This is a genomic window from Pseudomonas sp. PDM19 (genome assembly GCF_014852215.1).
Lineage (GTDB): Bacteria > Pseudomonadota > Gammaproteobacteria > Pseudomonadales > Pseudomonadaceae > Pseudomonas.
Window position 1 is genome coordinate 1 of sequence record NZ_JACVBG010000005.1, and the last position, 23,823, is coordinate 23,823.

At 64.7% G+C, this 23,823-nt stretch carries 26 protein-coding genes; 9 read left to right on the forward strand and 17 right to left on the reverse strand.

From position 1 onward, the window contains the following. Window positions 1–124: 124 nt before the first annotated feature. Complete coding sequence (gene tyrS, locus IB273_RS26370; protein ID WP_081520746.1) at window positions 125–1,324, reverse strand: tyrosine--tRNA ligase; 1,200 nt, start codon at window positions 1,322–1,324, stop codon at window positions 125–127. 182 nt (window positions 1,325–1,506) lie between these two features. Here tyrS and IB273_RS26375 point away from each other — a divergent pair, with 182 nt between their 5' ends. Continuing rightward, a complete protein-coding gene (locus tag IB273_RS26375) occupies window positions 1,507–2,952 on the forward strand; it encodes a peptidoglycan DD-metalloendopeptidase family protein (RefSeq protein WP_151189258.1) in 1,446 nt (481 codons plus the stop codon). 3 nt (window positions 2,953–2,955) lie between these two features. Beyond that, complete coding sequence (locus IB273_RS26380; RefSeq protein ID WP_192225408.1) at window positions 2,956–4,047, forward strand: anhydro-N-acetylmuramic acid kinase; 1,092 nt, start codon at window positions 2,956–2,958, stop codon at window positions 4,045–4,047. Between the two features lie 57 nt (window positions 4,048–4,104). Here IB273_RS26380 and erpA read toward each other — a convergent pair whose 3' ends face one another. The 3 genes from erpA to IB273_RS26395 all read right to left on the reverse strand — a co-directional run bounded on the left by erpA (window position 4,105) and on the right by IB273_RS26395 (window position 7,082). Then, window positions 4,105–4,455 carry an iron-sulfur cluster insertion protein ErpA gene (gene erpA / locus IB273_RS26385; RefSeq protein ID WP_045212604.1) on the reverse strand — a complete coding sequence of 117 codons (351 nt, stop codon included), beginning with the start codon at window positions 4,453–4,455 and terminating at the stop codon, window positions 4,105–4,107. Between the two features lie 135 nt (window positions 4,456–4,590). Continuing rightward, entirely contained in the window at window positions 4,591–5,625 is a 1,035-nt protein-coding gene (gene argC / locus IB273_RS26390) for an N-acetyl-gamma-glutamyl-phosphate reductase (protein WP_192225409.1), read from the reverse strand. Window positions 5,626–5,714: 89 nt separating this feature from the next. Further along, a complete protein-coding gene (locus tag IB273_RS26395) occupies window positions 5,715–7,082 on the reverse strand; it encodes a chloride channel protein (RefSeq protein ID WP_225610305.1) in 1,368 nt (455 codons plus the stop codon). 145 nt (window positions 7,083–7,227) lie between these two features. Between IB273_RS26395 and hemJ the strand changes: the two genes are divergently transcribed. The 4 genes from hemJ to IB273_RS26415 all read left to right on the forward strand — a co-directional run bounded on the left by hemJ (window position 7,228) and on the right by IB273_RS26415 (window position 10,691). Further along, window positions 7,228–7,653, forward strand: coding sequence for a protoporphyrinogen oxidase HemJ (gene hemJ / locus IB273_RS26400; RefSeq protein ID WP_081520750.1), 426 nt, complete (start codon window positions 7,228–7,230; stop codon window positions 7,651–7,653). Window positions 7,654–7,672: 19 nt separating this feature from the next. Next, window positions 7,673–8,641 (forward strand): NAD(P)H-dependent flavin oxidoreductase, encoded by a 969-nt coding sequence (locus IB273_RS26405; protein ID WP_192225410.1) that lies wholly within the window; start codon window positions 7,673–7,675, stop codon window positions 8,639–8,641. A 105-nt stretch (window positions 8,642–8,746) separates the two neighbouring features. After that, the gene (locus IB273_RS26410) at window positions 8,747–9,847 is read left to right on the forward strand and encodes a DUF805 domain-containing protein (protein ID WP_192225411.1); all 1,101 of its coding nucleotides are present in this window, start codon (window positions 8,747–8,749) and stop codon (window positions 9,845–9,847) included. Between the two features lie 55 nt (window positions 9,848–9,902). Then, entirely contained in the window at window positions 9,903–10,691 is a 789-nt protein-coding gene (locus IB273_RS26415; protein WP_045212616.1) for an SDR family NAD(P)-dependent oxidoreductase, read from the forward strand. A 7-nt stretch (window positions 10,692–10,698) separates the two neighbouring features. On the opposite strand, the gene IB273_RS26420 is transcribed toward IB273_RS26415, so the two are convergent. After that, complete coding sequence (locus IB273_RS26420) at window positions 10,699–12,180, reverse strand: AAA family ATPase (RefSeq protein ID WP_192225412.1); 1,482 nt, start codon at window positions 12,178–12,180, stop codon at window positions 10,699–10,701. Window positions 12,181–12,273: 93 nt separating this feature from the next. Here IB273_RS26420 and IB273_RS26425 point away from each other — a divergent pair, with 93 nt between their 5' ends. Both IB273_RS26425 and coq7 read left to right on the forward strand, forming a co-directional pair. Further along, complete coding sequence (locus tag IB273_RS26425; RefSeq protein WP_081520754.1) at window positions 12,274–12,612, forward strand: histidine triad nucleotide-binding protein; 339 nt, start codon at window positions 12,274–12,276, stop codon at window positions 12,610–12,612. 102 nt (window positions 12,613–12,714) lie between these two features. Next, window positions 12,715–13,362: a 2-polyprenyl-3-methyl-6-methoxy-1,4-benzoquinone monooxygenase gene (coq7, locus tag IB273_RS26430; protein ID WP_081520755.1), complete on the forward strand. Its 648-nt coding sequence runs from the start codon at window positions 12,715–12,717 to the stop codon at window positions 13,360–13,362. A gap of 58 nt (window positions 13,363–13,420) precedes the next feature. Here the strand turns inward: coq7 and speD are convergent, their stop codons facing one another. Together speD and IB273_RS26440 are read right to left on the reverse strand one after the other, a co-directional pair. Then, the gene (gene speD, locus IB273_RS26435) at window positions 13,421–14,215 is read right to left on the reverse strand and encodes an adenosylmethionine decarboxylase (RefSeq protein ID WP_017517341.1); all 795 of its coding nucleotides are present in this window, start codon (window positions 14,213–14,215) and stop codon (window positions 13,421–13,423) included. Window positions 14,216–14,441: 226 nt separating this feature from the next. Beyond that, window positions 14,442–14,864, reverse strand: a complete 423-nt coding sequence (locus tag IB273_RS26440; RefSeq protein ID WP_192225413.1) for an OsmC family protein — start codon at window positions 14,862–14,864, stop codon at window positions 14,442–14,444. 375 nt (window positions 14,865–15,239) lie between these two features. On the opposite strand from IB273_RS26440, the gene crp reads away from it, so the two are divergent. Further along, the gene (gene crp / locus IB273_RS26445) at window positions 15,240–15,887 is read left to right on the forward strand and encodes a cAMP-activated global transcriptional regulator CRP (protein ID WP_024763566.1); all 648 of its coding nucleotides are present in this window, start codon (window positions 15,240–15,242) and stop codon (window positions 15,885–15,887) included. 60 nt (window positions 15,888–15,947) lie between these two features. On the opposite strand, the gene trpC is transcribed toward crp, so the two are convergent. The 10 genes from trpC to IB273_RS26495 form a co-directional block, all read right to left on the reverse strand. Beyond that, entirely contained in the window at window positions 15,948–16,784 is an 837-nt protein-coding gene (gene trpC / locus IB273_RS26450; protein ID WP_081520757.1) for an indole-3-glycerol phosphate synthase TrpC, read from the reverse strand. Then, entirely contained in the window at window positions 16,781–17,830 is a 1,050-nt protein-coding gene (gene trpD, locus IB273_RS26455; RefSeq protein WP_081520758.1) for an anthranilate phosphoribosyltransferase, read from the reverse strand. Before trpD ends, trpC begins: the two co-directional genes overlap by 4 nt. Then, complete coding sequence (locus IB273_RS26460; RefSeq protein WP_192225414.1) at window positions 17,827–18,423, reverse strand: aminodeoxychorismate/anthranilate synthase component II; 597 nt, start codon at window positions 18,421–18,423, stop codon at window positions 17,827–17,829. Before IB273_RS26460 ends, trpD begins: the two co-directional genes overlap by 4 nt. A 317-nt stretch (window positions 18,424–18,740) precedes the next feature. Next, complete coding sequence (locus IB273_RS26465) at window positions 18,741–18,989, reverse strand: hypothetical protein (protein WP_081520760.1); 249 nt, start codon at window positions 18,987–18,989, stop codon at window positions 18,741–18,743. After that, entirely contained in the window at window positions 18,986–19,342 is a 357-nt protein-coding gene (locus IB273_RS26470; RefSeq protein ID WP_192225415.1) for a hypothetical protein, read from the reverse strand. Before IB273_RS26470 ends, IB273_RS26465 begins: the two co-directional genes overlap by 4 nt. Then, on the reverse strand, window positions 19,339–19,968 hold the full coding sequence (locus tag IB273_RS26475) for a glycoside hydrolase family 19 protein (protein WP_081520762.1): 630 nt from the start codon (window positions 19,966–19,968) through the stop codon (window positions 19,339–19,341). The genes IB273_RS26470 and IB273_RS26475 overlap by 4 nt, the downstream gene beginning before the upstream one ends. A gap of 1 nt (window position 19,969) precedes the next feature. Continuing rightward, window positions 19,970–20,974: a phage late control D family protein gene (locus IB273_RS26480; protein WP_151189163.1), complete on the reverse strand. Its 1,005-nt coding sequence runs from the start codon at window positions 20,972–20,974 to the stop codon at window positions 19,970–19,972. A 64-nt stretch (window positions 20,975–21,038) separates the two neighbouring features. Then, entirely contained in the window at window positions 21,039–21,248 is a 210-nt protein-coding gene (locus IB273_RS26485; RefSeq protein WP_192225416.1) for a tail protein X, read from the reverse strand. Further along, complete coding sequence (locus IB273_RS26490; protein WP_192225417.1) at window positions 21,220–22,125, reverse strand: phage tail protein; 906 nt, start codon at window positions 22,123–22,125, stop codon at window positions 21,220–21,222. Before IB273_RS26490 ends, IB273_RS26485 begins: the two co-directional genes overlap by 29 nt. 9 nt (window positions 22,126–22,134) lie before the next feature. Then, on the reverse strand, window positions 22,135–23,802 hold the full coding sequence (locus IB273_RS26495; protein WP_192225418.1) for a glycine zipper domain-containing protein: 1,668 nt from the start codon (window positions 23,800–23,802) through the stop codon (window positions 22,135–22,137). Window positions 23,803–23,823 lie beyond the last annotated feature (21 nt).

Genomic DNA, 23,823 nt, shown 5'->3' on the forward strand with positions numbered 1-23,823 from the left:
ACCACTCTCAACTTCAAATCTCTGTAAGTACTTGATTTTCAAGTTCTTTCAGCGCTTCGTCGCTGGGAGTGGTGCGCATTATAGGGAGTTTAAATCGGCCGTCAACGACTAATTTAAACTTTCTTCACTCAGCGACCAGGGAGACGCGAGCGAAAGCCTTCTTGCCGGCCTGCAGGACATGGGTAGCGCCTACCTTGAAGACAAAGCTGCGATCCACAGCCTCACCATCCACCCGCACACCGCCGGACGACAGCAGGTCGCGAGCGACAGCCGAGTTCTTCACCAGGCCTGCCTTATTAAGGACGGCACCAATGGGCAGGTCTTCCGTAGCGGCGACCTCCACTTCCGGCAGGTCTTCCGGCAGCTCACCCTCTTTCAGGCGGTTGCCAGCAGACTTGTGCGCGGAAGCAGCCGCTTCCTCACCATGGAAGCGGGCCACGATCTCTTCCGCCAGCTTGATCTTGATGTCGCGGGGGTTGGCGCCAGCCTCGACGTCTTTCTTGAAGCCCTCGATCTCTTCCATGGAGCGGAAGCTGAGCAGCTCGAAGTAACGCCACATCAGGGTATCCGGAATGGAGACCAGCTTGCTGTACATGACGCCCGGCGCTTCCTGGATGCCGATGTAGTTGCCCAGGGACTTGGACATCTTCTTCACGCCATCCAGGCCTTCGAGCAGCGGCATGGTCAGGATGCACTGAGGCTCCTGCTCATAGGCACGCTGGAGCTCACGCCCCATCAGCAGGTTGAACTTCTGGTCGGTGCCGCCGAGCTCGACGTCCGCACGCAGTGCTACCGAGTCGTAGCCCTGGACCAGCGGATAGAGGAACTCGTGAATGGCGATGGACTGATTGCTGGCATAGCGTTTGCTGAAATCATCGCGTTCCAGCATACGAGCAACGGTGTACTGGGAAGCCAGACGAATGAAATCAGCGGGGGAAAGCTGGTCCATCCAGGTGGAATTGAAGGCTACTTCGGTCTTCGCGGGGTCGAGAATCTTGAAAACCTGGGCCTTGTACGTCTCGGCGTTGTCGAGAACCTGCTCGCGGGTGAGGGGTGGGCGGGTAACACTTTTCCCGCTGGGGTCACCGATCATCCCAGTGAAGTCACCGATCAGGAAGATCACCTGATGGCCCAGCTCCTGGAACTGACGCAGCTTATTAATAAGGACGGTGTGTCCCAGGTGCAGGTCGGGAGCGGTCGGGTCGAAGCCGGCCTTGATACGCAGGGGCTGGCCGCGCTTGAGCTTTTCGATCAGCTCGGCCTCCACGAGAATTTCGTCTGCACCGCGCTGGATCAGCGCCAGCTGCTCTTCGACCGACTTCATTGCAGGTTCCTGTACGTTGCGAATTGCGAAAGGGAACCAACGATACAAGAACAGGCACTAAAAACAAGTTTTGCCCAGCGCCAGAAGACAGGACGTCAGAAGCCCGACATCAGGGTTGCTTCAGAGGGAATTTGGTTATATTTTAGGCAGTTATTTCACATTCCAAAAACACCACTCACGCCATGACGCAATCCGATCAGAAAGCGCCGTACTACCCGAAGAGCCATCTGCTGGCCGCAAGCGGTGTAGCAGCGCTCCTCAGCCTGGCTCTGCTGGTGTTCCCCTCGGCCGAGGTCGAGGCGAAGAAGACCACGCTCAATCTCGAGCTGGAAAACAGCACCGAGCAGATCCTCCAGGAAAAAGACGATCTTCGACCCAATGCGGTCACGGAAGACGACGGCTCTTCGCCTTTTGCACAGATAGAAGGCCAGCCGGACAACCAGAACAGCGCCGGGAAAGACGCGGAAAAGAAGAACGATCTCGCCGATTCGAACCAGCAACCCTCCCCCTCCGCTTCCGCAGACCCTGCGTGGAAAAGCGTGACCGTGGGCAAGGGCGATACCCTTTCTACCGTGTTCGCGAAGGCCGGCCTGCCGGCGAACGTCGTGCACGACATGCTTGCCGCCAGCAAGGACGCCAAGCAGTTCACCCGTCTTGATATCGGCCAGGACGTGGACTTCCTCATCGACACCAAGGGCGAGCTACAGGGCCTGAAGGTCAAGCGCAGCGACCTGGAGACCATCAGCCTGAACAAGTCCGCCAAGGGCTATGACTTCAAGCGCGACCTGGTCAAACCCTCGGTGCACGCGAACTATGCTCACGGCCGCGTCGACAGCTCGCTGTTCGTCGCCGGCAAGAACGCCGGGCTGTCCCACGACCTGATCATGTCGATGGCCAACATCCTCGGCTACGACATCGACTTCGCCCAGGATATTCGCGAAGGCGATTCGTTCGACGTGATCTACGAGTCCCAGCAGGTGCAGGGCAAGCAGGTCGGTACCGGCAGCATCCTCGCGGTGCGCTTCGTCAACCGCGGCAAGGAATACACTGCGGTGCGCTACACCAGCAAACAGGGCAGCACCAGCTACCTGCGCGCCGATGGCAGCAGCATGCGCAAGGCGTTCATCCGCACTCCGGTGGACTTCGCCCGTATCAGCTCGCGCTTCTCTATTGGGCGTTTCCACCCGATCCTGAACAAGATTCGTGCACACAAGGGCGTAGACTACGCGGCGCCTATCGGTACACCGATCAAGGCGACCGGCGACGGCAAGATCCTCGAAGCCGGCCGCAAGGGTGGCTACGGTAACGCCGTGGTGATCCAGCACGGCCAGCGCTACCGCACCGTGTACGGCCACATGAGCCGCTTCGCCAAGGGCATCCGCTCCGGCGTGGCGGTGAAGCAGGGCCAGATCATCGGCTACGTCGGCATGACCGGCCTCGCCACCGGCCCGCACCTGCACTACGAGTTCCAGGTGAACGGCCAGCATGTCGATCCGCTGAGCGCCAAGCTGCCGACGGCTGATCCGCTGTCCGGCCCGGAGCGCAAGCGCTTCATGGCACAGGCGCAACCGCTGATCGCGCGCATGGACCAGGAGAAGGCAACCTTCCTGGCCCTGAACAAGCGCTGATCCATGCCGCTCTATCTGGGGGTGATGTCCGGTACCAGTCTTGACGGGCTGGACATCGCCCTGATCGAGCAAGGCGAGCAGACCACTCTGCTCGCCTCCCACTACCTCCCCATGCCTGCTGCGTTGCGCGCCGACCTTCTGGCACTCTGCTCTCCCGGCCCTGACGAGATCGCCCGCTCCGCCCTCGCGGAAAACAGCTGGGTACGCCTGGCTGCCCAGGGCATCAATGAACTCCTCGCCCGCGAGAAACTGAGCGCCAGCGCCATTCGCGCCATCGGCAGCCACGGCCAGACCATTCGCCACGAACCGCATCTGGGCTTCACCGTGCAGATAGGCAACCCGGCACTGCTCGCCGAACTGACCGGCATCGATGTCGTCGCCGACTTCCGCCGCCGCGACGTAGCCGCCGGCGGCCAGGGCGCACCGCTGGTGCCCGCTTTCCACCGTGCGCTGTTCGGCAGCGAGGGTCGCGAGTGCGCCATCCTGAATGTGGGCGGTTTCAGCAATGTCTCGCTGCTCAGCCCTGACAAACCGGTTCGCGGATTCGACTGTGGCCCCGGCAACGTCCTGCTGGATGCCTGGATTCAGGAGCAGCGCGGCGAAGCCTATGACCGAGATGGCGCCTGGGCTGCCAGCGGCAGCATCGACCAGACGCTGCTGCAGAAGATGCTGACCGATGACTTCTTCGCGGCAAAAGGCCCGAAGAGCACCGGACGGGAGCGCTTCAACCTGAACTGGCTGAACGCAGTCCTGGCCGGCCACGGCCCGGCAAAGGCTGAAGACGTGCAGGCAACCCTGCTCGAACTGACCGCGCAAAGCATCGCCGCCGCACTATTGGATGCGCAGCCCGGCTGTGAAGAAGTAGTGGTTTGCGGTGGCGGCGCCTTCAACGCGACACTCATGCAACGACTGGCCGCGCACATGCCTGGCGCCAGCGTGATCAGCAGCCTCGAGCGTGGCGTACCACCGGAGTGGATGGAGGCAATGGCCTTTGCCTGGCTGGCCCATCGCTTCTTCGAACGCGCGCCCGGCAACTGCCCGGAAGTCACGGCGGCGCAGGGACCCCGTATCCTCGGCGCGCTCTACCCCGCCTGAGTCCGACGCACAAACAAAAACGCCGCGCATCTGCGCGGCGTTTTCGCTGCTACGGCATCAGATCGAGAAGGACTGACCGCAGCCGCAGGTGGTCGCTGCGTTCGGGTTCTTGATGACGAACCGCGAACCTTCGAGGCCTTCCTGATAGTCCACTTCCGCACCGGCAAGGTACTGGAAGCTCATCGGATCGACCACGAGGTTGACGCCATCGCGCTCGACGATGGTGTCGTCGTCCGCGGTGTCTTCATCGAAGGTGAACCCGTACTGGAAGCCCGAACAGCCACCGCCCGTGACGAATACCCGCAGCTTGAGGCGCGGATTGCCTTCTTCGTCGATCAGGTTCTTCACCTTGTTCGCAGCGCCTTGCGAGAACATCAGCGGAGTGGGGGTGAAGGTTTCGATGGTCATGGTGAAAACTCTCCCGGCCGAGGCCGTACGTTACAACATTGCGGACCATTATCCGCTTACCCCAGAAAAACGGTCAACTAATCCGACTCATCCATTGGTCCAGATCAATCGACCGCCTTCCGGGGCAGTCTTTCCTTACGGCAGCAGCGCGACGTTGGACAGGCCCAGGTGCTCGTCCAGGCCGAACAGGATGTTCATGTTCTGGATCGCCTGGCCGGATGCACCCTTCACCAGGTTGTCGATGACCGAGAGGATCACCACCAGGTCTCCTCCCTGCGGACGGTGTACCGCGATGCGGCAGACGTTGGCGCCGCGCACGCTGCGGGTTTCCGGGTGGCTGCCTGCCGGCATCACGTCGACGAACGGCTCGTTGGCGTAGCGCTCTTCATACAGCTTCTGCAGGTCGACGCCACGGTCAGCGACGCGCGCGTACAGGGTCGCGTGGATACCGCGGATCATCGGGGTCAGGTGCGGCACGAAGGTCAGGCCGACATCGCCCTTGGCTGCGCGACGCAGGCCCTGGCTGATTTCCGGCAGGTGACGGTGACCTTTCACCGAGTAGGCCATCATGCTTTCACCGGCTTCGCAGAACAGCGAACCGACCTTGGCACCACGGCCAGCACCGCTGACGCCGGATTTGCAGTCAGCGATCAGCTGGCTGGCATCGGCCAGACCGTTCTCCAGCAGCGGGATGAAACCGAGCTGGGTAGCGGTCGGGTAGCAGCCGGGAACGGCGATCAGGCGCGCGGACTTGATCGCCTCGCGATTCACTTCCGGCAGACCATAGACGGCTTCGGACAGCAGTTCGGGCGCACCGTGGGGCTGGCCGTACCACTTGGCCCATTCCTCCGCGTCCTGCAGGCGGAAGTCTGCGGACAGGTCGATCACCCGGGTACCGGTCGCCAGCAGTTCGCCAGCCAGTGCGTGGGCCACGCCGTGCGGAGTGGCGAAGAACACCACGTCGCATTCGCCCAGACGCTTCACGTCCGGCACGCTGAAAGCCAGGCAGTCGTAGTGGCCTCGCAGGTTCGGGTACATGTCGGCGACTTTCACGCCCTCCTCGGACCGCGAGGTAATCACCTCGACGCGAGCCTGGGGATGCTGTGCCAGCAGGCGCAGCAGTTCCACGCCCGTATAACCCGTACCGCCTACGATACCGACCTTGATCATCTGCCTGTCACTCCACCTATGGGGCCAAATTCAGGGGCAGCCATGATATGAGCCGCTGCCCCCGCTGAACAGAGCGAATGCACGCAGGTTTAAGAGCCTTTGGTCGGAGCCAGGGTTTCCTGCATCTGACGAGCGAGCGCGTGATAGATCGGCAGCGGGTTCAGGCGCGCCGATACACCACTGGCCAGCAGCGTGGCGGCGAGGATGGGGATCAGCATGTCCGGGCTGTGGGACATCTCGACGGTGATCACCGTGGCGGTGAGCGGCGTGCGCGTGACCCCGGCGAGGTAGGCGGACATCCCCAGCAGCGCCACTGCTGGCAGGCTTGCGCCGGGAATCAGCGGCGTCAGCCAGGGCGCCAGACTGGCGCCTACGGTGAGCGAAGGCGAGAACAGTCCGCCTGGAATGCCGGCGATGAACGAGATCACGTTGGCGATGAACTTCCACAGGAGGAAGTCCTGCCCCACCACCGGCTGCCCCTCGAGGATGGACCGGGTCTCTGCGTACCCGGTGCCGAACACGTGCTGCCCGGACAACAGGCCGAGCAGCGCCAGCAGCAGACCACACACCGCCGCGAAACGGATCGGCCAGCGCCCGCGCCAGCGACTGATGAAGCCGAGCGGGCCGCGCTGGGTCGGCAGCACGAGCCGGCAGTAGAGGCCGCCAAGCAAGCCACCGAGCACCCCACAGACCACCACGGCGATCCATGCCGGGCCCAGAGGCATGCTTTCCGAGAGGCGACCGAAATAGCTGTAGCTGCCCATCAGGCCGAGCGTGACCATGCCGCCGAGCAGGACAGCGGTGAGCACCAGCCCGCTGAAGCGTTGCTCGAAGGTGCGGCTCAGCTCCTCGATGGCGAAGACCACCCCGCCCAGTGGCGTATTGAAGGCGGCCGCGATGCCCGCCGCACCGCCAGCGATGATCAGGCCGGACACCGTGCGCTTGTCGTAGAGCCCCAGGCGACGGCCAAGCGAATACATAAGTGCCGCGCCAATATGCACGGTCGGGCCCTCGCGGCCGGCCGAGGCCCCCACCAGCAGCGCCAGCAAAGTCATCGCCAGCTTGCCCACGGCAATCCGCACCGATAGCAAGGCATTGCGTGTGCGGCTGCTGCGCTGCTCCAGCGCCACGATGACCTGTGGAATGCCGCTGCCACGAGTGTTCTTCAGCGCTCCCTGGGTCAGCCAGACCAGGCCGGCGAAGCCCAGCGGGCAAAGCAGCCACGGCCACCACGGGCTATGCGCGACCACGCCGCGGAAGGTCGCGCTGGCGAGGTCCGCCAGGTGGGCGAAGGCCAGGGCCACCAGCCCGACCAGCAGCGCACCGAGCCAGAACGCCAGGTTGCGCCGCCACTGGCGCAGCAATGGGTGTCGCGCCAGCGGGCGCTTGGGGACGGTACGAGCAGACGAGTCACCAGTCGGCTCGCTGGAACTCTCCGGCGGTGCAGGTTCTGACATGGACACGAAGCCGGGCATCTTCCGGATGCCATGCGGCGCGCGCGGCAAACAGCCACGGACGGAAGAGCTCAGTGTAATAGACGCAGGGATGACGCCATTGCACGGCGCCACTACTATCGGCTCACCGTGATCCGAGGAAGTCCTGATGCTTTACCTGTGGTTGAAAGCCTTTCACATCATTGCCGTGGTCTGCTGGTTCGCCGGCCTCTTCTATCTGCCGCGACTGTTCGTCTACCACGCCATGAGCGAGGACGCCGCCAGCCGCGAGCGCTTCTGCATCATGGAGCGCAAGCTGTACCGCGGCATCATGGGCCCGTCGATGATCCTCACCATCATCCTCGGCGCCTGGATGCTCTACCTCAACCCGGCCTGGCTGACCCAGGGCTGGATGCACGCCAAGCTGACCCTGGTGGTCCTGCTGATCGGCTACCACCACGCCTGCGGCGCCATGCTCAAGCGCTTCGCCCGTGGCGAGAACGGCCGCAGCCATGTGTTCTACCGCTGGTTCAACGAAGTGCCGGTGCTGTTCCTGATCGCCATCGTGATCCTGGTGGTCGTCAAACCCTTCTGACCCCGACAAGGAGACTGTCATGTCCCTGCCCGCCCTGCTCGACCGCCGCCTGCGCATTCCCCTGGTGGCGGCACCGATGTTCCTGGTCTCCAACCCGCAACTGGTGCTGGCCTGCTGCAAGAGTGGCATCGTCGGCAGCTTCCCGGCGCTGAACCAGCGCGAGAGCAGCGGCTTCAAGGCCTGGCTGGAAGAGATCGAGGCCGGGCTGGCGGCCGACCCGCAGGCCGCGCCCTATGCGGTAAACCTGATCGTCCACAACACCAACCCGCGCCTGCAGGAAGACCTCAAGCTCTGCGTCGAGCACAGGGTGCCCATCGTCATCACCAGCCTGGGCGCAGTGCGCGAGGTGGTAGACGCAGTGCACAGCTATGGCGGCCTGGTATTCCATGACGTCACCACCCGCCGTCATGCCGAAAAGGCGGCGGAAGCCGGCGTCGATGGCCTGATCGCCGTGGCCGCCGGCGCCGGTGGTCACGCCGGCACCTGGAGCCCGTTCGCGCTGGTTGCCGAGATCCGCCAGTTCTTCGACAAGACCCTGCTGCTGGCCGGCTGCATCAACCACGGCCACGAAATCCTCGCCGCCCAGGTGCTGGGCGCCGACCTTGCCTACCTCGGCACCCGCTTCATCGCCACCCGCGAGAGCGCCGCCTCCGAGGACTACAAGCACATGCTGCTCAACGCCCGCGCCGCCGACATCATCCACACCCCCGCCGTCTCCGGCGTGCCGGCCAGCTTCATGCGCCAGAGCCTCGAGGCTGCCGGCTTCGACATGCAACGGCTGAACGACAAGGGCGCGCTCGACTACGGCGAGAAGCTCAAGCCGGTCAGCGACGAGGCCAAGGCCTGGAAGACCGTATGGTCCGCCGGCCAGGGTGTCGGCGATATCCGCGACCTGCCCGCAGTGGGCGAGTTGATCGCGCGGCTCGACCACGAGTACCGCCAGGCCCTGACCCGCAGCGCCGGCCTGTCCAACCAGTTGCTGGTCTGAGCTGCGGCACCGCTCACGATATATCCGCCGGGGCCGCTTGTTGGCCCTCGGCGGCCCGATTACGCTGTAGCGATTCCAACATAGCCAGAAGACAAGGATGCCCCGATGGATCAATCCCGCTTCAAGATCGTGTTCGACGGCGCGCTGATGCCGCAGACCCCCCTGGAAACCGCCAAGGAGAACCTCGCCCGCCTGTTCAAGAGCGACGCCGCGAAGATCGAAGCGCTGTTCAGCGGCCAGCCGGTCGTGCTCAAGCGCGACCTCTCCGACGATGAAGCCGACAAGTACCTGCGCGCCCTCCACGGCGCCGGCGCCAACGCCCGCAAGGAAGCCGAAGGCGTTGCCGGTTTCAGCCTGGTGGAGACCGATGACCATCCCAGCGAAGCGACCCTGGCCGCTCGTGCCGCCGGCGAAAACACCAGCAACGAGCAGATGACCTGCCCCAAGTGCGGCCATGAGCAGGCCGCCGCCATCGAGTGCAGCGCCTGCGGCATCGTCATCGAGAAGTACCTGGCACGTCAGGCCGAGCTGGCAGCCAACCCGGTGCCCACCGTGGCAGCCACGGCTCCGAACGCGCCGGCCTCCCCCTATGCACCGCCCCAGGCCAAGGTCGGCGACGACCTGCCGGAGTTCGGCGAACTGAAAGTCCGCAGTCTGTCAGGCCGGATCGGTCGCGTGCGCTACCTCGGCTGGTCCGCCGCGCTGTCCTTCATCGTCTTCGGTGCCTACCTGGTCGCCAGCCTGCTGATGGCCGTTTCGATGCCCCTGGGCGTGGTCGCCATCGCCGCAGTAGTCATCGCCGCCATGGTCTTCAGCGTCCCCATCGGCGTGCAGCGCCTGCATGACCTGGGCTGGTCCGGCTGGCTCTGGCTGGTCCTGCTGGTGCCCTTCGTCAACGCCGTCCTCAGCCTGCTGATGCTGTTCATGCCCGGCGAACAGAGCACCAACCGCTTCGGCCCGCCGCCGCCGCCCAACAGCACCGGCGTCAAGGTCTTGGCCTTCTCCTGGCTGCTGTTCCCGGTGTTTGGCGGTATCCTCGCCGCCATCGCGATCCCGGCCTATCAGAGCTACGTCGAACGCGCCCAGGCAGCGCAGGCCTCGCAATACCAGCAAGGCGACGAGGCTGCCGATCCGGCTGCCAGCGCGGAGCCCTCCGACGGCGACTTCAGCAGTGGCGACACCGAAGGCGGCGACTCGGATCAGTAATGCAACAACCCGTGGCGGGCGTGGTCGAACGCCACCCCGTCACAGAGACTCCTGAATGCCTCGTTTTGCCCTCATCACCGGCGCTTCCAGCGGTATCGGCCTGGCCCTGGCCGAAGCCCTCGCGCGCCGCGGCCAGGCACTGATCCTGGTAGCGCGCCAGCGCGATGCACTGGACAGCGCCGCCTGCGAGTTGTCTCAGCGTTTCGGGGTGGAGGTGCTGTTCCGCGTCTGCGACCTGTCAGAACCGCTGCAGATCTCAGGCCTGCTGCACGAGCTGGAACAGAGCGGGCGGCAGATCGAGCTGCTGGTGAACAATGCCGGCGTCGGCACTTCCGGCGCCTTCATCGACCAGGACTGGTCCCGCGAGCAGGAACTGCTGGAGCTCAACGTCCTGGCCCTGGCCCGCCTGTGCCACGGCATCGGCGCGATGATGGAGCGCACCGGCGGCGGGCGGATTCTCAACGTCGCCTCCATGGCCAGCCTGCTGCCTGGTCCGTGGATGAGCAGCTACTACGCCAGCAAGGCGTTCGTACTGCATTTCTCCGAAGGTCTGCGCGAAGAACTCAAAGGCCGCGGCATCAAAGTCTCGGTGCTGTGCCCAGGACCGACCCGCACGGCCTTCTACCGCAATGCCGATATGCGCCTGGGCAAGCTCGACGACGGCAAGCGCGTCATGACTCCCGAGGAAGTCGCCTTCCTCACCGTGAAAGCGCTGCGCCGCGCGCCCGCGCTGATCATCCCCGGCTGGCGCAACCGTCTGTTCGCCTGTGGCGTGCGCCTACTGCCACGCTGGGTCATGCGCAAGCTGGCCGGGCGCATCAACCGCCTGGCGCTGGCCAGCTGATTCAGGCTCAGTCCGCGCGCACGGTACGGCCGTCGGCCCACTGGCGCAGGGCGGCCAGCTCTTCCGCCATGACCACCGACAACGGTGCGGTGCGGCGGATTTCCTCCAGCAGCAGCGTCTGATCCACCGCCTTCTGCCGTGCCTGCGCGGCGTAGAAGGCGCCCACCACCGCCTGCTCGATCTCCGCCCCCGAGAAACCGTCGGCCGCTTCGGCCAGCTCGCCCAGATCGAACTGCGTCACCTCCAGCTCCCGGCGCACGAGGTGAATACGGAAGATGTCCATGCGCACGGCATGATCGGGCAGATCGACGAAAAACAGCTCGTCGAAGCGCCCCTTGCGCACCAGCTCCGGCGGCAGCCGATCGATGGCGTTGGCGGTCGCCACCATGAATACCGGCGCCTTGCGCTCGGCCATCCAGGTCAGCAGCGTCGCCAGAACGCGCTGACTGACGCCGTTGTCCTGATCCCCCGTGGCCACGCCTTTCTCGATCTCGTCCGCCCAGAGCACGCAGGGCGCCATGCTGTCCGCGAGGCGCAACGCCTCGCGCAGATTGCGTTCGGTCTCGCCGAAGTACTTGTTGTAGAGGCTGCCGAAATCCAGGCGCAGCAATGGCAGTCCCCAGAGGCCGGCAACGGCCTTGGCCGCCAGGCTCTTGCCGCCGCCCTGCACACCCACCAGCAGCACGCCCTTGGGCAGGTCCTTCTCCTTGCTCTCGGTGAAGGCGCTCTGCCGCTCGCCCAGCCAGCGCTTGAGGTTGGCCAGTCCGCCCACTTCGGCGAAGCGTGCGGTGTCGTGTTCGAAACTGAGGACGCCGTCGAGGTTGAGCAGCTCGAACTTGGTGCGATTGAGCTCCGGCAGGTCTTCCTGGGTGATCGCCCCGTCGTTGCAGATCACACTGCGCGCCAGCAGCCGGGCCTCGCCATGGGTCAGGCCGCGCAGGTTCTTCACGACCTGGCGCAGGGTCCGGTTATCCGTGCGTACCCGCGCGCCCTTGTTGCGCTCGCTCCAGCGGCTCGCCTCCTCGCGCACCAGCCCCACCAGCTCATCCTCGGAGGGCAGCGACAGGGCAAAGCGCGCGGCGAAGCGCTGGACTTCGGCGGGCAGCTTCAGCGCATGGGAAACCAGCACCACGGTCGGGCGGAAATTGCCCTCGGCCATGGCGATCTCCTTGAGCAGACGCACGGCGCGCGGGTTATCCACCAGATAAGGATGCAGATCGCAAAGCACATAGAGGTTCGGCTGCGGGTCGGCCTTGATCAGACGCAGCGCATTCTCCGCCTCGCGACTGTCGTTCTCTCCCTGGGGCTCCCCGCCAAAACCGAGGCGCTGCAGGCCTTCGGTCGCCGACCACAGCTGCAGGTTGAGCCCACGGCGTACCGCGAGGCCGGTCAGGGTCTCCAGCACACGGGGTTCATCCCAGGACTCGATGACAATCAGCTTGACCCTGGAGTCGAGCACCAGGCCCAGGTCATGGATATCGTTCTGCACGCTCGCTCCTTGCGTTGGCCGGCCCGAAACTGGGCGCGACGGTCGACGGCCGCTAAACTGCTGCTCCTGACCCCACCGCTGGAGGAGCAATTCGTGGACTGTCTGTTCTGCAAGATCGTCGCCGGGGACATTCCCGCGCGCAAGCTCTATGAAGATGACCAGGTCATCGCCTTCCACGACATCGGCCCGCAGGCGCCGGTGCACTTCCTGGTGATTCCGAAGAAGCACGTTTCCACCCTCAACGACCTGACCGAGGCGGACAAGCCGCTGGCCGGCCACATCCTCTTCACCGCCCAGCGCCTGGCGAAGGAGCAGGGCTGCGACGAGGGCTTCCGCGTGGTGATGAACTGCAACGACCTGGGCGGCCAGACCGTGCACCACATCCACATGCACGTGCTGGGTCAGCGCCAGATGCACTGGCCGCCGGGCTGACCATCGGCTGATCGGGCAGAAGAAGCTGCGCGCACCTCGGCAAGACCTGTCATCCGCCATCCGGTAAACTGCCGGGCGAATGTTCCTACTCGGAGGTGCGCCATGTCCGCCGACCGTCACTACTCCCCCGCCGACCGCTTCCTGCTGCAGGCCGATGCCGCGCTGCGCACCCTGCTCCCCTTCAGCGGTCACCCGGGACGTCCGTCCCCTGCCATCGTCCAGCCCGACGCCGAGCTCAGCGACACCGATGCCCGCCACGTAGCCGGCCTGATGCGCATCAACCATACCGGCGAGGTCTGCGCCCAGGCGCTGTACCAGGGCCAGGCACTGACCGCCAAGCTGCCGAAGGTGCGCAAGGCCATGGAAGAGGCGGCCGACGAGGAAGTCGACCATCTCGCCTGGTGCGAACAGCGCATCCGCGAGCTGGGCAGCCGCCCGAGCGTGCTCAACCCGATCTTCTACGGCCTGTCCTTCGGTGTCGGCGCTGCCGCCGGGCTGATCAGCGACCGCGTCAGCCTGGGCTTCGTCGCAGCCACCGAGGACCAGGTGTGCAAGCACCTGGACGAACACCTGGCGGAAATCCCCGCCGAGGACCAGAAGTCCCGCGCCATCCTCGAACAGATGCGCGAAGACGAGGAGCACCACGCCACCAGTGCCATCGAGGCTGGCGGCCTGCGCTTCCCGGCACCGGTGAAGTTCGGCATGACGCTGCTGTCCAAGGTAATGACCAAGTCCACCTACCGGATCTGATCCCGAAGGCAACAAAAAAGGGCGCCCAGCGGGCGCCCTTTTTTTATCGCACGGAAGATCAGCGCGGCATGTTGCGCGCGTAGAAGATCTCCAGCATTTCGTGTCGCACTCGCTCTTCCACCTGCTTGCGCTGTTCGGGCGACAGGTTGCTGGTCGCATCCCCGAACAGGTAGTTGTCCAGGTCGAACTCCTTGAGCAGCATCTTGGTGTGGAACAGGTTCTCCTGGTACACGTTCACGTCGGTCATCTGATAGGCCTCGTACGTGTCGTCGGAGAGATAGTTCTGGATCGAGTTGATCTCGTGGTCGATGAAGTGCTTCTTGCCTTCCACGTCGCGGGTGAAGCCGCGCACGCGGTAATCCACGGTGACGATGTCCGAGTCGAACTGGTGGATGAGGTAGTTGAGCGCTTTCAGCGGCGAGATGACGCCGCAGGTCGACACATCGATGTCCACCCGGAAGGTCGCGATGCCTTCCACCGGATGGATCTCCGGATAGGTGTGCACGGTGATATGGCTCTTGTCGAGGTGCGCCAGGATGGTTTCCGGTAGCGGCCCCGGGGACTCCTCGATCTGGCTGTCGGTCGGGGTGACCGGCTGCTCGGAGATCAGGATGGTTACGCTGGCGCCTTGCGGATCGTAATCCTGACGGGCGATGTTCAGGATGTTTGCGCCAATGATGTCGACAACATCGGTGAGGATCTGCGTGAGACGTTCGGCATCGTACTCTTCGTCGATGTACTGCACGTAGGCCTGCTGGTCTTCAGGCGTCTCGGCATAGCAGATGTCATAGATGTTGAAGCTCAAGGTCTTCGTCAGGTTGTTGAACCCGTGGAGCTTGAGTTTGCTTTTCACCGTGGGATAACTCTCATCAAATGCGGCTCTGCCGCGTGGTTGAGCATGCCCGTCAGATGCGTACGGCGGCACCTGCGTAGGACGGTTTACACCTCTTCGCGATGGCGATTGTGGTTGCTTGGTTTCGGGCCGGATGGCCCTGAAAAAAGGTGGCGCATTATGCAGAGGTCAGGCGACCTCTGCCAGAGTTTGCGCACCCTTGATGATGAAAGGATGAAGGGGGCTGTCAGCCCAGCTCCACGATCTCGTAGTCGTGGCTGATCTCGACGCCGGCGCGGCCGAGCATGATCGACGCGGAGCAGTATTTCTCGGCAGACAGTTCCACCGCGCGCTTCACCTGCGCTTCCTTCAGGCCACGACCCTTGACCACGAAATGCACATGGATCTTGGTGAACACCTTGGGGTCTTCGTCGGCACGCTCGGCTTCGAGGAAGGCCTCGCAGCTTTCCACGGGCTGGCGGCCCTTCTTCAGGATGCTGACCACGTCGAAGTTGGTGCAACCGCCCAGGCCGAGCAGGAGCATTTCCATGGGGCGCACGCCCAGGTTGCGGCCACCGGCGTCTGGCGGGCCGTCCATCACCACGACGTGGCCGCTGCCGGATTCACCGAGGAACATCGCCTCACCCGCCCACTGGATTCGCGCTTTCATTGCAAGGAACTCCGCCGGAAAAAAGGGGCGACAGCTTATCACAGGCCCCTAGCACGCCCAGTGGGAGCGATGGCTGTTACCCAGGTCTCATTTCCACACGGCCAGTATGCATTTATCACTTAAGCTGGCGCCGGTTTACTGGCACACTCTCAGAAATTGCCTACACGAACGTTCCAGACTTCCGATTGCTGGTAACACGTCGTCTGTTAAGCTCTTGCTGATTTACATACATGCAAGACTGCTCAGCAAGGCAATCATGCCGCCCTGGGGATCGAGGGGGATCGCGCCAGGGACGCACGGCACTACAGCTGAACATAAAAAATCATTAGCGCCTGTTGTGCAAAGGCCACTCTTTCTACTTTCCGGGACTCGGGCATGGTAGCTATTACCCTCACACCCAAAATCAAGAACCTCGACAAGTTGCTCGCGCACTGTCATCGCCGCCGCTTCACCGCCAAGAGCACCATCATCTACGCCGGTGACCGCTGCGAGAGCCTGTTCTTCATCATCAAGGGGTCGGTAACCGTCCTGATCGAGGATGACGACGGCCGCGAGATGATCATCGGGTACCTCAACACTGGCGACTTCTTCGGGGAGATGGGGCTCTTCGAGAAGGAAGGCAGCACCGGCCAGGAGCGTAGCGCCTGGATCCGCGCCAAGACCGAATGCGAAGTCGCCGAGATCAGCTACGCAAAGTTCCGCGAACTGAGCCAGCAGGACCCGGAGATTCTCTTCACCCTGGGCAGCCAGATGGCTGACCGCCTGCGCAAGACCACGCGCAAGGTCGGCGACCTGGCCTTCCTCGACGTCACCGGTCGCGTCGCACGCACCTTGCTGGACCTGTGCCAGCAGCCGGACGCCATGACCCACCCGGACGGCATGCAGATCAAGATCACCCGCCAGGAAATCGGCCGCATTGTCGGCTGCTCTCGCGAAATGGTCGGCCGCGTGCTCAAGAGCCTGGAAGAGCAGGGCCTGGTGCACGTGAAAGGCAAGACCATGGTGGTCTTCGGCACCCGCTGAAGAGTCGCCAGAAAGCAAAAAAGCCGGCAATCGCCGGCTTTTTTGTGTCCGCAGGATGCGTCAGTCCGGATCGGCACCCAGCTTGACCTTGCTGCGCTCGGGGAAGAACAGGCGCTTGAGCTCGGTGCCCGGCTCGTCGGCGCGCATGAAGGCTTCACCGACCAGGAAGCCGAACACATCGCTGACTTCCATCAGCTCGACATCCGCGCGGTTGAGAATGCCGCTCTCGGTGATCACCATACGCTCGCGCGGGATCTCCGGCAGCAGGTCCAGGGTGGTCTCCAGACTCACCTCGAAGGTGTGCAGGTTGCGGTTGTTGATGCCGACCAGCGGGGTGTCCAGGGTCTTCAGTGCGCGCTCCAGCTCCGGCGCGTCATGCACTTCCACCAGCACATCGAGGCCGACGTCCTTGGCCACCGAGGCCAGCTCGGCCATGCGTACGTCATCCAGCGCCGAGACGATCAGCAGGATGCAGTCGGCGCCGATGGCGCGAGCTTCCACGACCTGGTACGGATCGATCAGGAAGTCCTTGCGGATCACCGGCAGCTTGCAGGCCGCGCGGGCTTCCTTCAGGTAGGCGTCGCTGCCGAGGAAGAAGTCGATATCGGTCAGCACCGAGAGACAGGCTGCGCCGCCCTCTTCGTAGCTGCGGGCGATATCGGCAGGGTCGAAGTTCTCGCGCAGGATGCCCTTGCTCGGGGAAGCCTTCTTCACCTCGGCGATCACCGCCGGCTCACGGCGCTTCGCGCGCTCCAGCAGGGCATTGGCGAAACCGCGCGGGGCATCAGCGGCACGCGCCAGCTGCTCGAGCTCGGCGATGCTCACGCGGGTGCGGCGTTCGGCGACTTCTTCGGCCTTGCGGGCCAGGATCTTCTGCAGAACCGTCGGCACACTCACTGTGCATTCTCCTCTCGGTAAACGGCGGTGAAGGCCGCCAGCTCTTCCATCTTCTCCCGCGCCAGCCCGGTGTGCAGGGCGTCGTGGGCCAATTGCATGCCTTCGTGCAGACTGGTGGCCAGGTCCGCGGCGTAGAGCGCGGCGCCGGCGTTGAGCACGATCAGCTCGGCAGCCTTCTGCCCGGCCTCGGTCTTGCGTCGGCCGAGGGCATCACGGATCAGCTCCAGCGACTGCTGCGGGCTGTCCACGGTCAGGCCGATCAGGCTCTGGCTCTTGATGCCGAAATCTTCGGGCTGCACTTCGTATTCGGTGACCACGCCGTCCTTCAGTTCGGCAACGTGAGTCGGCGCGGCGAGGCTGAACTCGTCCAGGCCATCGCGCGAATGCACCACCAGGATGTGCTCGCTGCCCAGGCGCTTGAGCACCTCGGCCAGCGGGCGACACAGTGCCTGGCTGAACACGCCGACCACCTGGTGTTTCACGCCCGCCGGGTTGGTCAGCGGGCCGAGCATGTTGAACAGGGTACGCAGGCCCAGCTCGCGGCGCGGCGCGGCGGCGTGCTTCATGGCCTTGTGGTGGACCTGGGCGAACATGAAGCCGACGCCCACGGTCTCGATGCAGCGCTTCACCTGGACCGGCTTGAGGTCCAGGTAGATACCGGCGGCTTCCAACAGGTCGGCGCTGCCGCTCTTGCCGGAGACCGCACGGTTACCGTGCTTGGCAACCTTGCCGCCAGCTGCGGCGACCACGAAGGCCGCCGCCGAGGATACGTTGAAGATGTTCGCGCCGTCGCCGCCGGTGCCGACCACGTCGACCACGTGCTTGAGGCTGTCCAGCTCGACCTGGTCGGCCAGCTCGCGCATCACCGCCACGGCGCCGACGATCTCGTCGATGGTCTCGCTCTTCATGCGCATGCCCATGAGGAAAGCGCCGATCTGTGCGTCGGTGCACTGCCCGGTCATGATCTCGCGCATGACGTCCTGCATTTCCTCGGTGGTCAGGTCCAGCTGGTTGACCACGCGGCCGAGGGCTTCCTTGATGTTCATGCGCGCACTCCGCCGGTCTGCTTGAGGAAGTTGGCCAGCATCTCGTGGCCCTGTTCGGAAAGGATCGACTCGGGGTGGAACTGCACGCCCTCGACGTTCAGCGTCTTGTGGCGCAGGCCCATGATCTCGTCAACCGAGCCGTCTTCCAGCGCCGTCCAGGCGGTAATCTCCAGGCAGTCGGGCAGCGTCTCGCGCTTCACCACCAGGGAGTGGTAACGGGTCTGGGTCAGCGGATTGTTCAGGCTGGCGAATACGCCCTGGTCCTTGTGGAACACCGGGCTGACCTTGCCGTGCATGACCTGGCGGGCCCGTACCACGTCACCGCCGAAGGCCTGGCCGATGGACTGGTGGCCCAGGCATACGCCCAGCAGCGGGAGCTTGCCGGCGAAGCGCTCGATGACATCCAGGGACACGCCCGCCTCGTTCGGCGTGCACGGGCCGGGGGACAGGACGATGCGTTCGGGGTTGAGCGCGGCGATCTCGTCGACGCTCAGTTCGTCATTGCGAATGACGTGGATGTCGGCCTTCAACTCGGCGAAGTACTGCACCAGGTTGTAGGTGAAGGAATCGTAGTTATCGATCATCAGCAGCATGTCTGCTCGAACCTCATGATTGCACTGCTTTCGGATCGCGCCATCGTCGACACCCGTTGCGGCCTCGCGGGCTGCGCGAATCTGGCAATTATGCCAGCGGATGGGGGAAATGGACGCGTAAGAAGAGACCGGCGCTATGCCGGGAAAGAAGGAATCAGGCGCGCCAGCGCCAACGGGCGAATGCCTTGAGGAGGGAGGTGATGATGCGGGTGCTGTGGATCACGGTTGCGGTCTCGCCTAGCGATGGCCGAACAGTAGCCCAAGGCCGGGCGCCAGCGCAATACGCGCGGCGGCCCTGCCGACGAAGGTAGGAAAGTTCAGCGGCACGCATCGAGCGCGGCGCGCAGGCGGGTTTCGTAGGCCAGGTGCTGCTGCCGCTCGGCCAGCAGCGCGCGCACCTTGGTTTGCAGATCGTCCGCCGGGCGCAGGTCAGCAGTGGCGAATCGAGGGGGTTCGACGACCGGCACCTGGCAAGGCACCGGGACGGGAAGGCGCACCTCCACCGGTACCGGCGCGGTCGACGCGCAACCCGCCAGGAACAGCACGGGAATGAGCAGCAGCTTCATGGCAAAAGCTCCCGGTCGATCAGCTGACGAACCACGGTGCACTCCTCACCCTCGCTGCGCTCCAGCAGCAGCCGGCTGGCAGCGGCCTCATGGCTCTGCGCCTGTTCGCGGGCTTGGGCCAGCGCGCGCTCGACGGCGTCCGCATGCTGGCGGGCAGCCTGCTCCAGCGCTTCGACCTGGATGTTCTGCAGCGCCAGCTTCGATTCCAGAGCTTTGCCGGCGTCGCTGCAACGAGCCTGCTCCAGGTGCAGGCTCTCCAGCTGCCCACCATAGAAGCGCGCGGTCAGCCAGCCACCGATGCAGCCCCCCATCAGAAAGCCGGTCAGGCCCAGCGCCAGCCAGAAGCGGCTCATTGCAGAACCTCCAGCGCACGGCGCCAGAGCTGCGCCCGTTCCTCCAGGCCATTCAACCCACCATTGATTCGTCGGGTGATGTCCTCGAAGCGCCCCGCATCGGCCAGCTCATTGAGCCCGCTGCACTGCCACCACCAGGCGGCGGTACGACACGCCCAGCGCGGTTCCGCCAGCAGCTGCGGGCGGGCGACAAAAGGTTGCGCGAGCCCTTCGCCGACAGAACGGTAATTGCTCCGCCCGGTCACCTGCAGCAGCCCCCGTCCCCGAAAGCGCCAGCCATCGCCGGAGGCCTCGTCGCCGTTGCCGTTGCGCCCGGCGTAGACAAGGTTGGCGATGCGCTCCGGCTGGTACGCCACCTCCCGCGCCAGCGCCGTCGGCGAGCCGTCGGCACTGCGGAAGCGCCGGGGCCAGACGGCAGCGAGACGCTGAGCACTGTAGGTCAGGCTTTCCACGCAACGGGTCAGCTGCGCACTTTCGTGGCCCACCTGGGCAATGAAGGCAGCTCCGCGCTGCGGCGTGTCGATACCGAAGTCGCGCATCGCTGCCTCCAGCACCGGCAGAAAAACGCCCGCGACGGGGCGGGCGCTGGGCAGGATCAGCAGAAGCTGACGTTCATCGATGAGCATGTCAGCCGCCCTCTCCCGCCTTGCCCTTGCCCTGCGCGCCGCCGTTGCACTGCACCGTGGTGGTCCAGCCGCCTGCGGAAAAATGCTGGGTCACCGAGTCGATCAGGTAGCGGCCGTCGAGCCCGGTCTTGAAGCCCTTCAGATCAATGGTCAGCTCGGCGAACAGGTCGGCACGGCCGGGCATGTCCAGCTGCACTTCAGCGCTGTTGCGATTGAACTCGGCCAGCCGTGCGGCGGCGACCCGCCGGGCGGCTGCCTCATTAGGCTGCGGGTGACGGTCGCAGTGCTCCGCGGCCACCAGGGACGGTGCATCTGCGTTGGCCACGCGCACCTGCTGCTGCACGCCATCGACACCGCGATAAGGCACTTTCACCGCCGCCACCACCTTGCGGTCATCCAGGCTGAAGCGGAACGAGGCGACATCCCCTCGCCCCAGTACCGGTATTTCCAGGGCCTGGCCACTGGCGCTGCGGCCGGACTGGCGCGGCTGCACCAGCAGGCTGTTGTTCGCCAGTTTCGCGGTGCAGTCGTACAAGCGCGCCAGCCGGGTGATGAAGTTGAAATCCGACTCGCGGATCTGGTCGACCCGCTCGACCAGCGTCTCGACGTTGCATGCCGCGCGCCAGCCGTTGCGTGCAGCGATATCGGCAACGATGGTCGCCAGGCTCGCCCCTTCCCAGCTGCCGTTGCGGCTCGCCTTGCCCTGGCCGCGCATGTCGCCACTCTTGCCCTTGATCACCAGGTTGTCCGGCATGCCGCTGTAGGTCAGCGTGTCCACTACGTAGCGGCCCATGCGGGCGAGCGCTGCGCCGTCGTAGCCGAGGAAGACTTCCAGCGCGGCGCCACGGCGCGGCAGGACCACGGCACCGTCGCGATCATCGATGGTGATCTGCAAGGTGTCCGACTCCAGGCCAGGCTTGTCAGTCAGCTGCAGTTCGATCAGCCGGTCGCTGACCAGCGGGGTGATGTCTGCACCGTCGGCGCTGATGCGAAAGACTGGTTTCATAGCCCCCTCCAAATGAAAAGGCCCCGCGTGAGCGAGGCCTGGTTACTGATGCGAATGCCGGCGGTCACTCCCACAGGCGCACACCGGGGTCCGCTGGCACGGCCATCTCCGGCAGGCGGATGACCACCCCGGCCCGCAGCGGTTGCGGCTCATCCGCCAACCCGGGATTGGCATCCAGCACGCCCTCCACGCAACCGTTGAGATGCCCGTAGCGCTGGTAGCAGAGCCGGTCCAGCAGGTCGCCGTCAGAGCTTCTGACTATCGTCGTCGCCATAGCGGATGAACTCCAGGTCGAGGGATTGCTGACGCGGTACGCCATTGGCGAACAGCGCCTCCTGCGTTTCGGTGATCTTGCTCAGGCACCAATTGCCCAGGTCGTCGCCACGGCCGGTACCGAGATGGACCGGCTCGCGCAGTTGGGCAATGTCCCGCAGCATCCGCGGCTGGTTCCAGCCGACCCGCTGCGAGGCGTCGCCGGCACGAATGAACAGTGGCATCACCACGCCATTGAGCGTGAGGGTTTCCGGGCCCAATCCGACGCTCTGCTGCGCGCTGCGCCGGCCCAGTCGCGCCTGCTCCTTCCAGGCATAGCTGGTGCTGCGAGTCAGGCGCTGGAAGCCGGTGGTGTCGACGTTGAAGTAGTAGGTCTGCTCGGTCGACTTCAGCGGCGTCATGATCAGCAGATGCTGCGGCACCTTGCACATCTGCTCGGACGGATCGAGCTTGGGCGCCAGCACCGAACTGGGCAGGATGTTCTGCAGGCGCGGATCGATCCTGCCCAGCACCTTGTTCACCGCCTGGCCGGCATTGTCGACTTCCTCGCCCAGCAGCTTGATCCGCTCGTTCACCTCGGCAGCGACCTTTCGGGTCTTGTCGAGATTCTCCTGCAGCTTTTCCTGCTCGGTCTGAGCCCTCTTCACCACATCCTGCAGCTTGCCCTGAGCGCGTACGATGCCATCGGTGACGCGCTTGAGCCTGGCTGCCGCCTCGGGCGTAACGCCGGGCAGGCCTTCGAGCGCGGCGACGCCGCTGCGGATGTGCAGCATCGCCTTGTCCACCGGCGCGGCAACCTGTTCCAGGTCGCGCCGAGCAGCCGTGGCAGCGCCCGCAATCATGCCGAGGCCGGTATTGAACTGTTCCAGATAGGTCATGGGGCCTCCTTACATGACGACGGTGTCGAACAGCGCGTTGCGCTGCCGTTCCTGCTGGGCCTCGGCGATCAGCCGGCGCATGGCCGGGATCAGCTCGTCGAGCAGCTGCTGCGGATTGACGATGTTGCCCGCCACGTTGATGCTCACCTGCGGCGAAAACTCCCAGTTGGGCGGGCCACTGGCAACGACTGCCGAGGCCACAGGAGCTGCGGGTGGGGGCGGAACCGGCTGTGGGTTCCGGGGATTCTCCGACGGCCCGAATAGCGCTCCGGCCCTGCCGCCGATCCACTCGCCTACTGTCGCGCCGATGGCGCCTCCGACCAGCGTCCCCACCACCGGAATCGGGATCAGCGTGCCCAAGGCGGCACCGGCTGCCGCGCCAATGGCGGAGCCACCGGCCTTGCCGTAGCCAACCGCCTTCTGCGCGGGCGACTGATCACTGGCGTAGACCGAGGCGGCATCGGCAATCGCCATCGCGGCGCTCACCGGACCGAAACGTCGCAGCCCTGTCCCAGCGCCCCGCACCAATCCGCCCACCGCCCTTCCGAGTCCGGACGCACCCACGCTTCGCACCAGGCCTGCGCCACGACGCAGGATGCCGCCTGCGGCGCGACCGGCACGCGAAGATCGTACGGATTGGGCAACCCTGCCGAGCCTGCCAGAAACTGCTCCAGCAACTCGCCCCAGAGCGGACCTGGCGCGTTGAAAGATCCCTCCGCGCGATCCCTGGCCAGCACCACTGGGCTTCGGCTTGCCGCCGTTCTTGCCCTTGCCTTTCCCCTTGTCTTTGCCTTTCGACCCGCCATCGAACGGGTCGCAACAGCCGAATACAGGCCAATTGGTGACGAAGACTTTCTGAATGTCCGACTTGCCGCCCAGCAATGGCTTGGCCGCGAAGAGTCCACCGGCAATCGCCGCCGCCGAGACAGCCAGCAGCTTGTGATGGTTGAGCAGGGTGTCGCCTATCCCCAGCATCGCGCCAGAAATCAGCTGCTCCGTCTCTTCCAGCTCGCCGAGCGGAGAGTCACGGTACTTGTCCACGCCCGAGTTCAGCACATCCGGCGGCGCAGCGGGCGTCCCTTGCCGGGCTTGCAGCAGATTCCCGACCTTCTGCGTATCGCCGGGGCGAAGCGCCTGCAGACCATTGAGCAGATCACGACTGAGCGACTCGACCGATGGAGCCTCTTTCTGGCCCCGCCATGCCACCGTACTCAATGCGCGCTCAAGGTCGGCCGCGCTCTTGATATCACCCTTCTGCTGCAGCGCGCTGACGAGCTGAGCCGTGGTTTCGACCGAGACGCCCTGGCCCTGGGCAAATTTCGCCGCCACCGGCAGCATCGCCACCATATCGTTCAGCGGCACCTTGCGCTCCACCAAGACCTGCGCCAGGTCCAGCACCTTGTCGCGAGGCATCGCCGCCTCACGACCCGTTTCTACAACCCGATCACCGAGCGCCGCTTCAGCCGTGGGATCGTAGGGCTGCCCCGCCGCCTCGCGGACCTGCATCAGGCGTCCGCGATACGCCAGTGTCATACCGATCGAAGAGCGTAGAACGTCCCCGACGGAGCTCAGTTCGAGCAGCGGCTTGGTCGCCGCCTCCAGGCGCTGCCAATCGTTCGCCGGAGTACTCGTTTGCGCAGCCATGCTGACGACGATCTTCGGCAGACGAATATCCAACGGCCTCGGCGCCAGCAGATC

Coding starts and splice junctions, on each gene's coding strand:
- IB273_RS26410 (WP_192225411.1), top strand. CDS start 8,747: ATGGATCAATCCCGCTTCAAGATCGTGTTCGACGGCGCGCTGATGCCG.
- argC (WP_192225409.1), bottom strand. CDS start 5,625: ATGATCAAGGTCGGTATCGTAGGCGGTACGGGTTATACGGGCGTGGAA.
- hemJ (WP_081520750.1), top strand. CDS start 7,228: ATGCTTTACCTGTGGTTGAAAGCCTTTCACATCATTGCCGTGGTCTGC.
- IB273_RS26375 (WP_151189258.1), top strand. CDS start 1,507: ATGACGCAATCCGATCAGAAAGCGCCGTACTACCCGAAGAGCCATCTG.
- crp (WP_024763566.1), top strand. CDS start 15,240: ATGGTAGCTATTACCCTCACACCCAAAATCAAGAACCTCGACAAGTTG.
- erpA (WP_045212604.1), bottom strand. CDS start 4,455: ATGACCATCGAAACCTTCACCCCCACTCCGCTGATGTTCTCGCAAGGC.
- IB273_RS26460 (WP_192225414.1), bottom strand. CDS start 18,423: ATGCTGCTGATGATCGATAACTACGATTCCTTCACCTACAACCTGGTG.
- IB273_RS26470 (WP_192225415.1), bottom strand. CDS start 19,342: ATGAGCCGCTTCTGGCTGGCGCTGGGCCTGACCGGCTTTCTGATGGGG.
- IB273_RS26395 (WP_225610305.1), bottom strand. CDS start 7,082: ATGTCAGAACCTGCACCGCCGGAGAGTTCCAGCGAGCCGACTGGTGAC.
- IB273_RS26405 (WP_192225410.1), top strand. CDS start 7,673: ATGTCCCTGCCCGCCCTGCTCGACCGCCGCCTGCGCATTCCCCTGGTG.
- IB273_RS26475 (WP_081520762.1), bottom strand. CDS start 19,968: ATGCTCATCGATGAACGTCAGCTTCTGCTGATCCTGCCCAGCGCCCGC.
- trpD (WP_081520758.1), bottom strand. CDS start 17,830: ATGAACATCAAGGAAGCCCTCGGCCGCGTGGTCAACCAGCTGGACCTG.
- IB273_RS26415 (WP_045212616.1), top strand. CDS start 9,903: ATGCCTCGTTTTGCCCTCATCACCGGCGCTTCCAGCGGTATCGGCCTG.
- IB273_RS26490 (WP_192225417.1), bottom strand. CDS start 22,125: ATGACCTATCTGGAACAGTTCAATACCGGCCTCGGCATGATTGCGGGC.
- IB273_RS26480 (WP_151189163.1), bottom strand. CDS start 20,974: ATGAAACCAGTCTTTCGCATCAGCGCCGACGGTGCAGACATCACCCCG.
- tyrS (WP_081520746.1), bottom strand. CDS start 1,324: ATGAAGTCGGTCGAAGAGCAGCTGGCGCTGATCCAGCGCGGTGCAGAC.
- coq7 (WP_081520755.1), top strand. CDS start 12,715: ATGTCCGCCGACCGTCACTACTCCCCCGCCGACCGCTTCCTGCTGCAG.
- IB273_RS26440 (WP_192225413.1), bottom strand. CDS start 14,864: ATGAAAGCGCGAATCCAGTGGGCGGGTGAGGCGATGTTCCTCGGTGAA.
- IB273_RS26465 (WP_081520760.1), bottom strand. CDS start 18,989: ATGAAGCTGCTGCTCATTCCCGTGCTGTTCCTGGCGGGTTGCGCGTCG.
- IB273_RS26485 (WP_192225416.1), bottom strand. CDS start 21,248: ATGGCGACGACGATAGTCAGAAGCTCTGACGGCGACCTGCTGGACCGG.
- IB273_RS26380 (WP_192225408.1), top strand. CDS start 2,956: ATGCCGCTCTATCTGGGGGTGATGTCCGGTACCAGTCTTGACGGGCTG.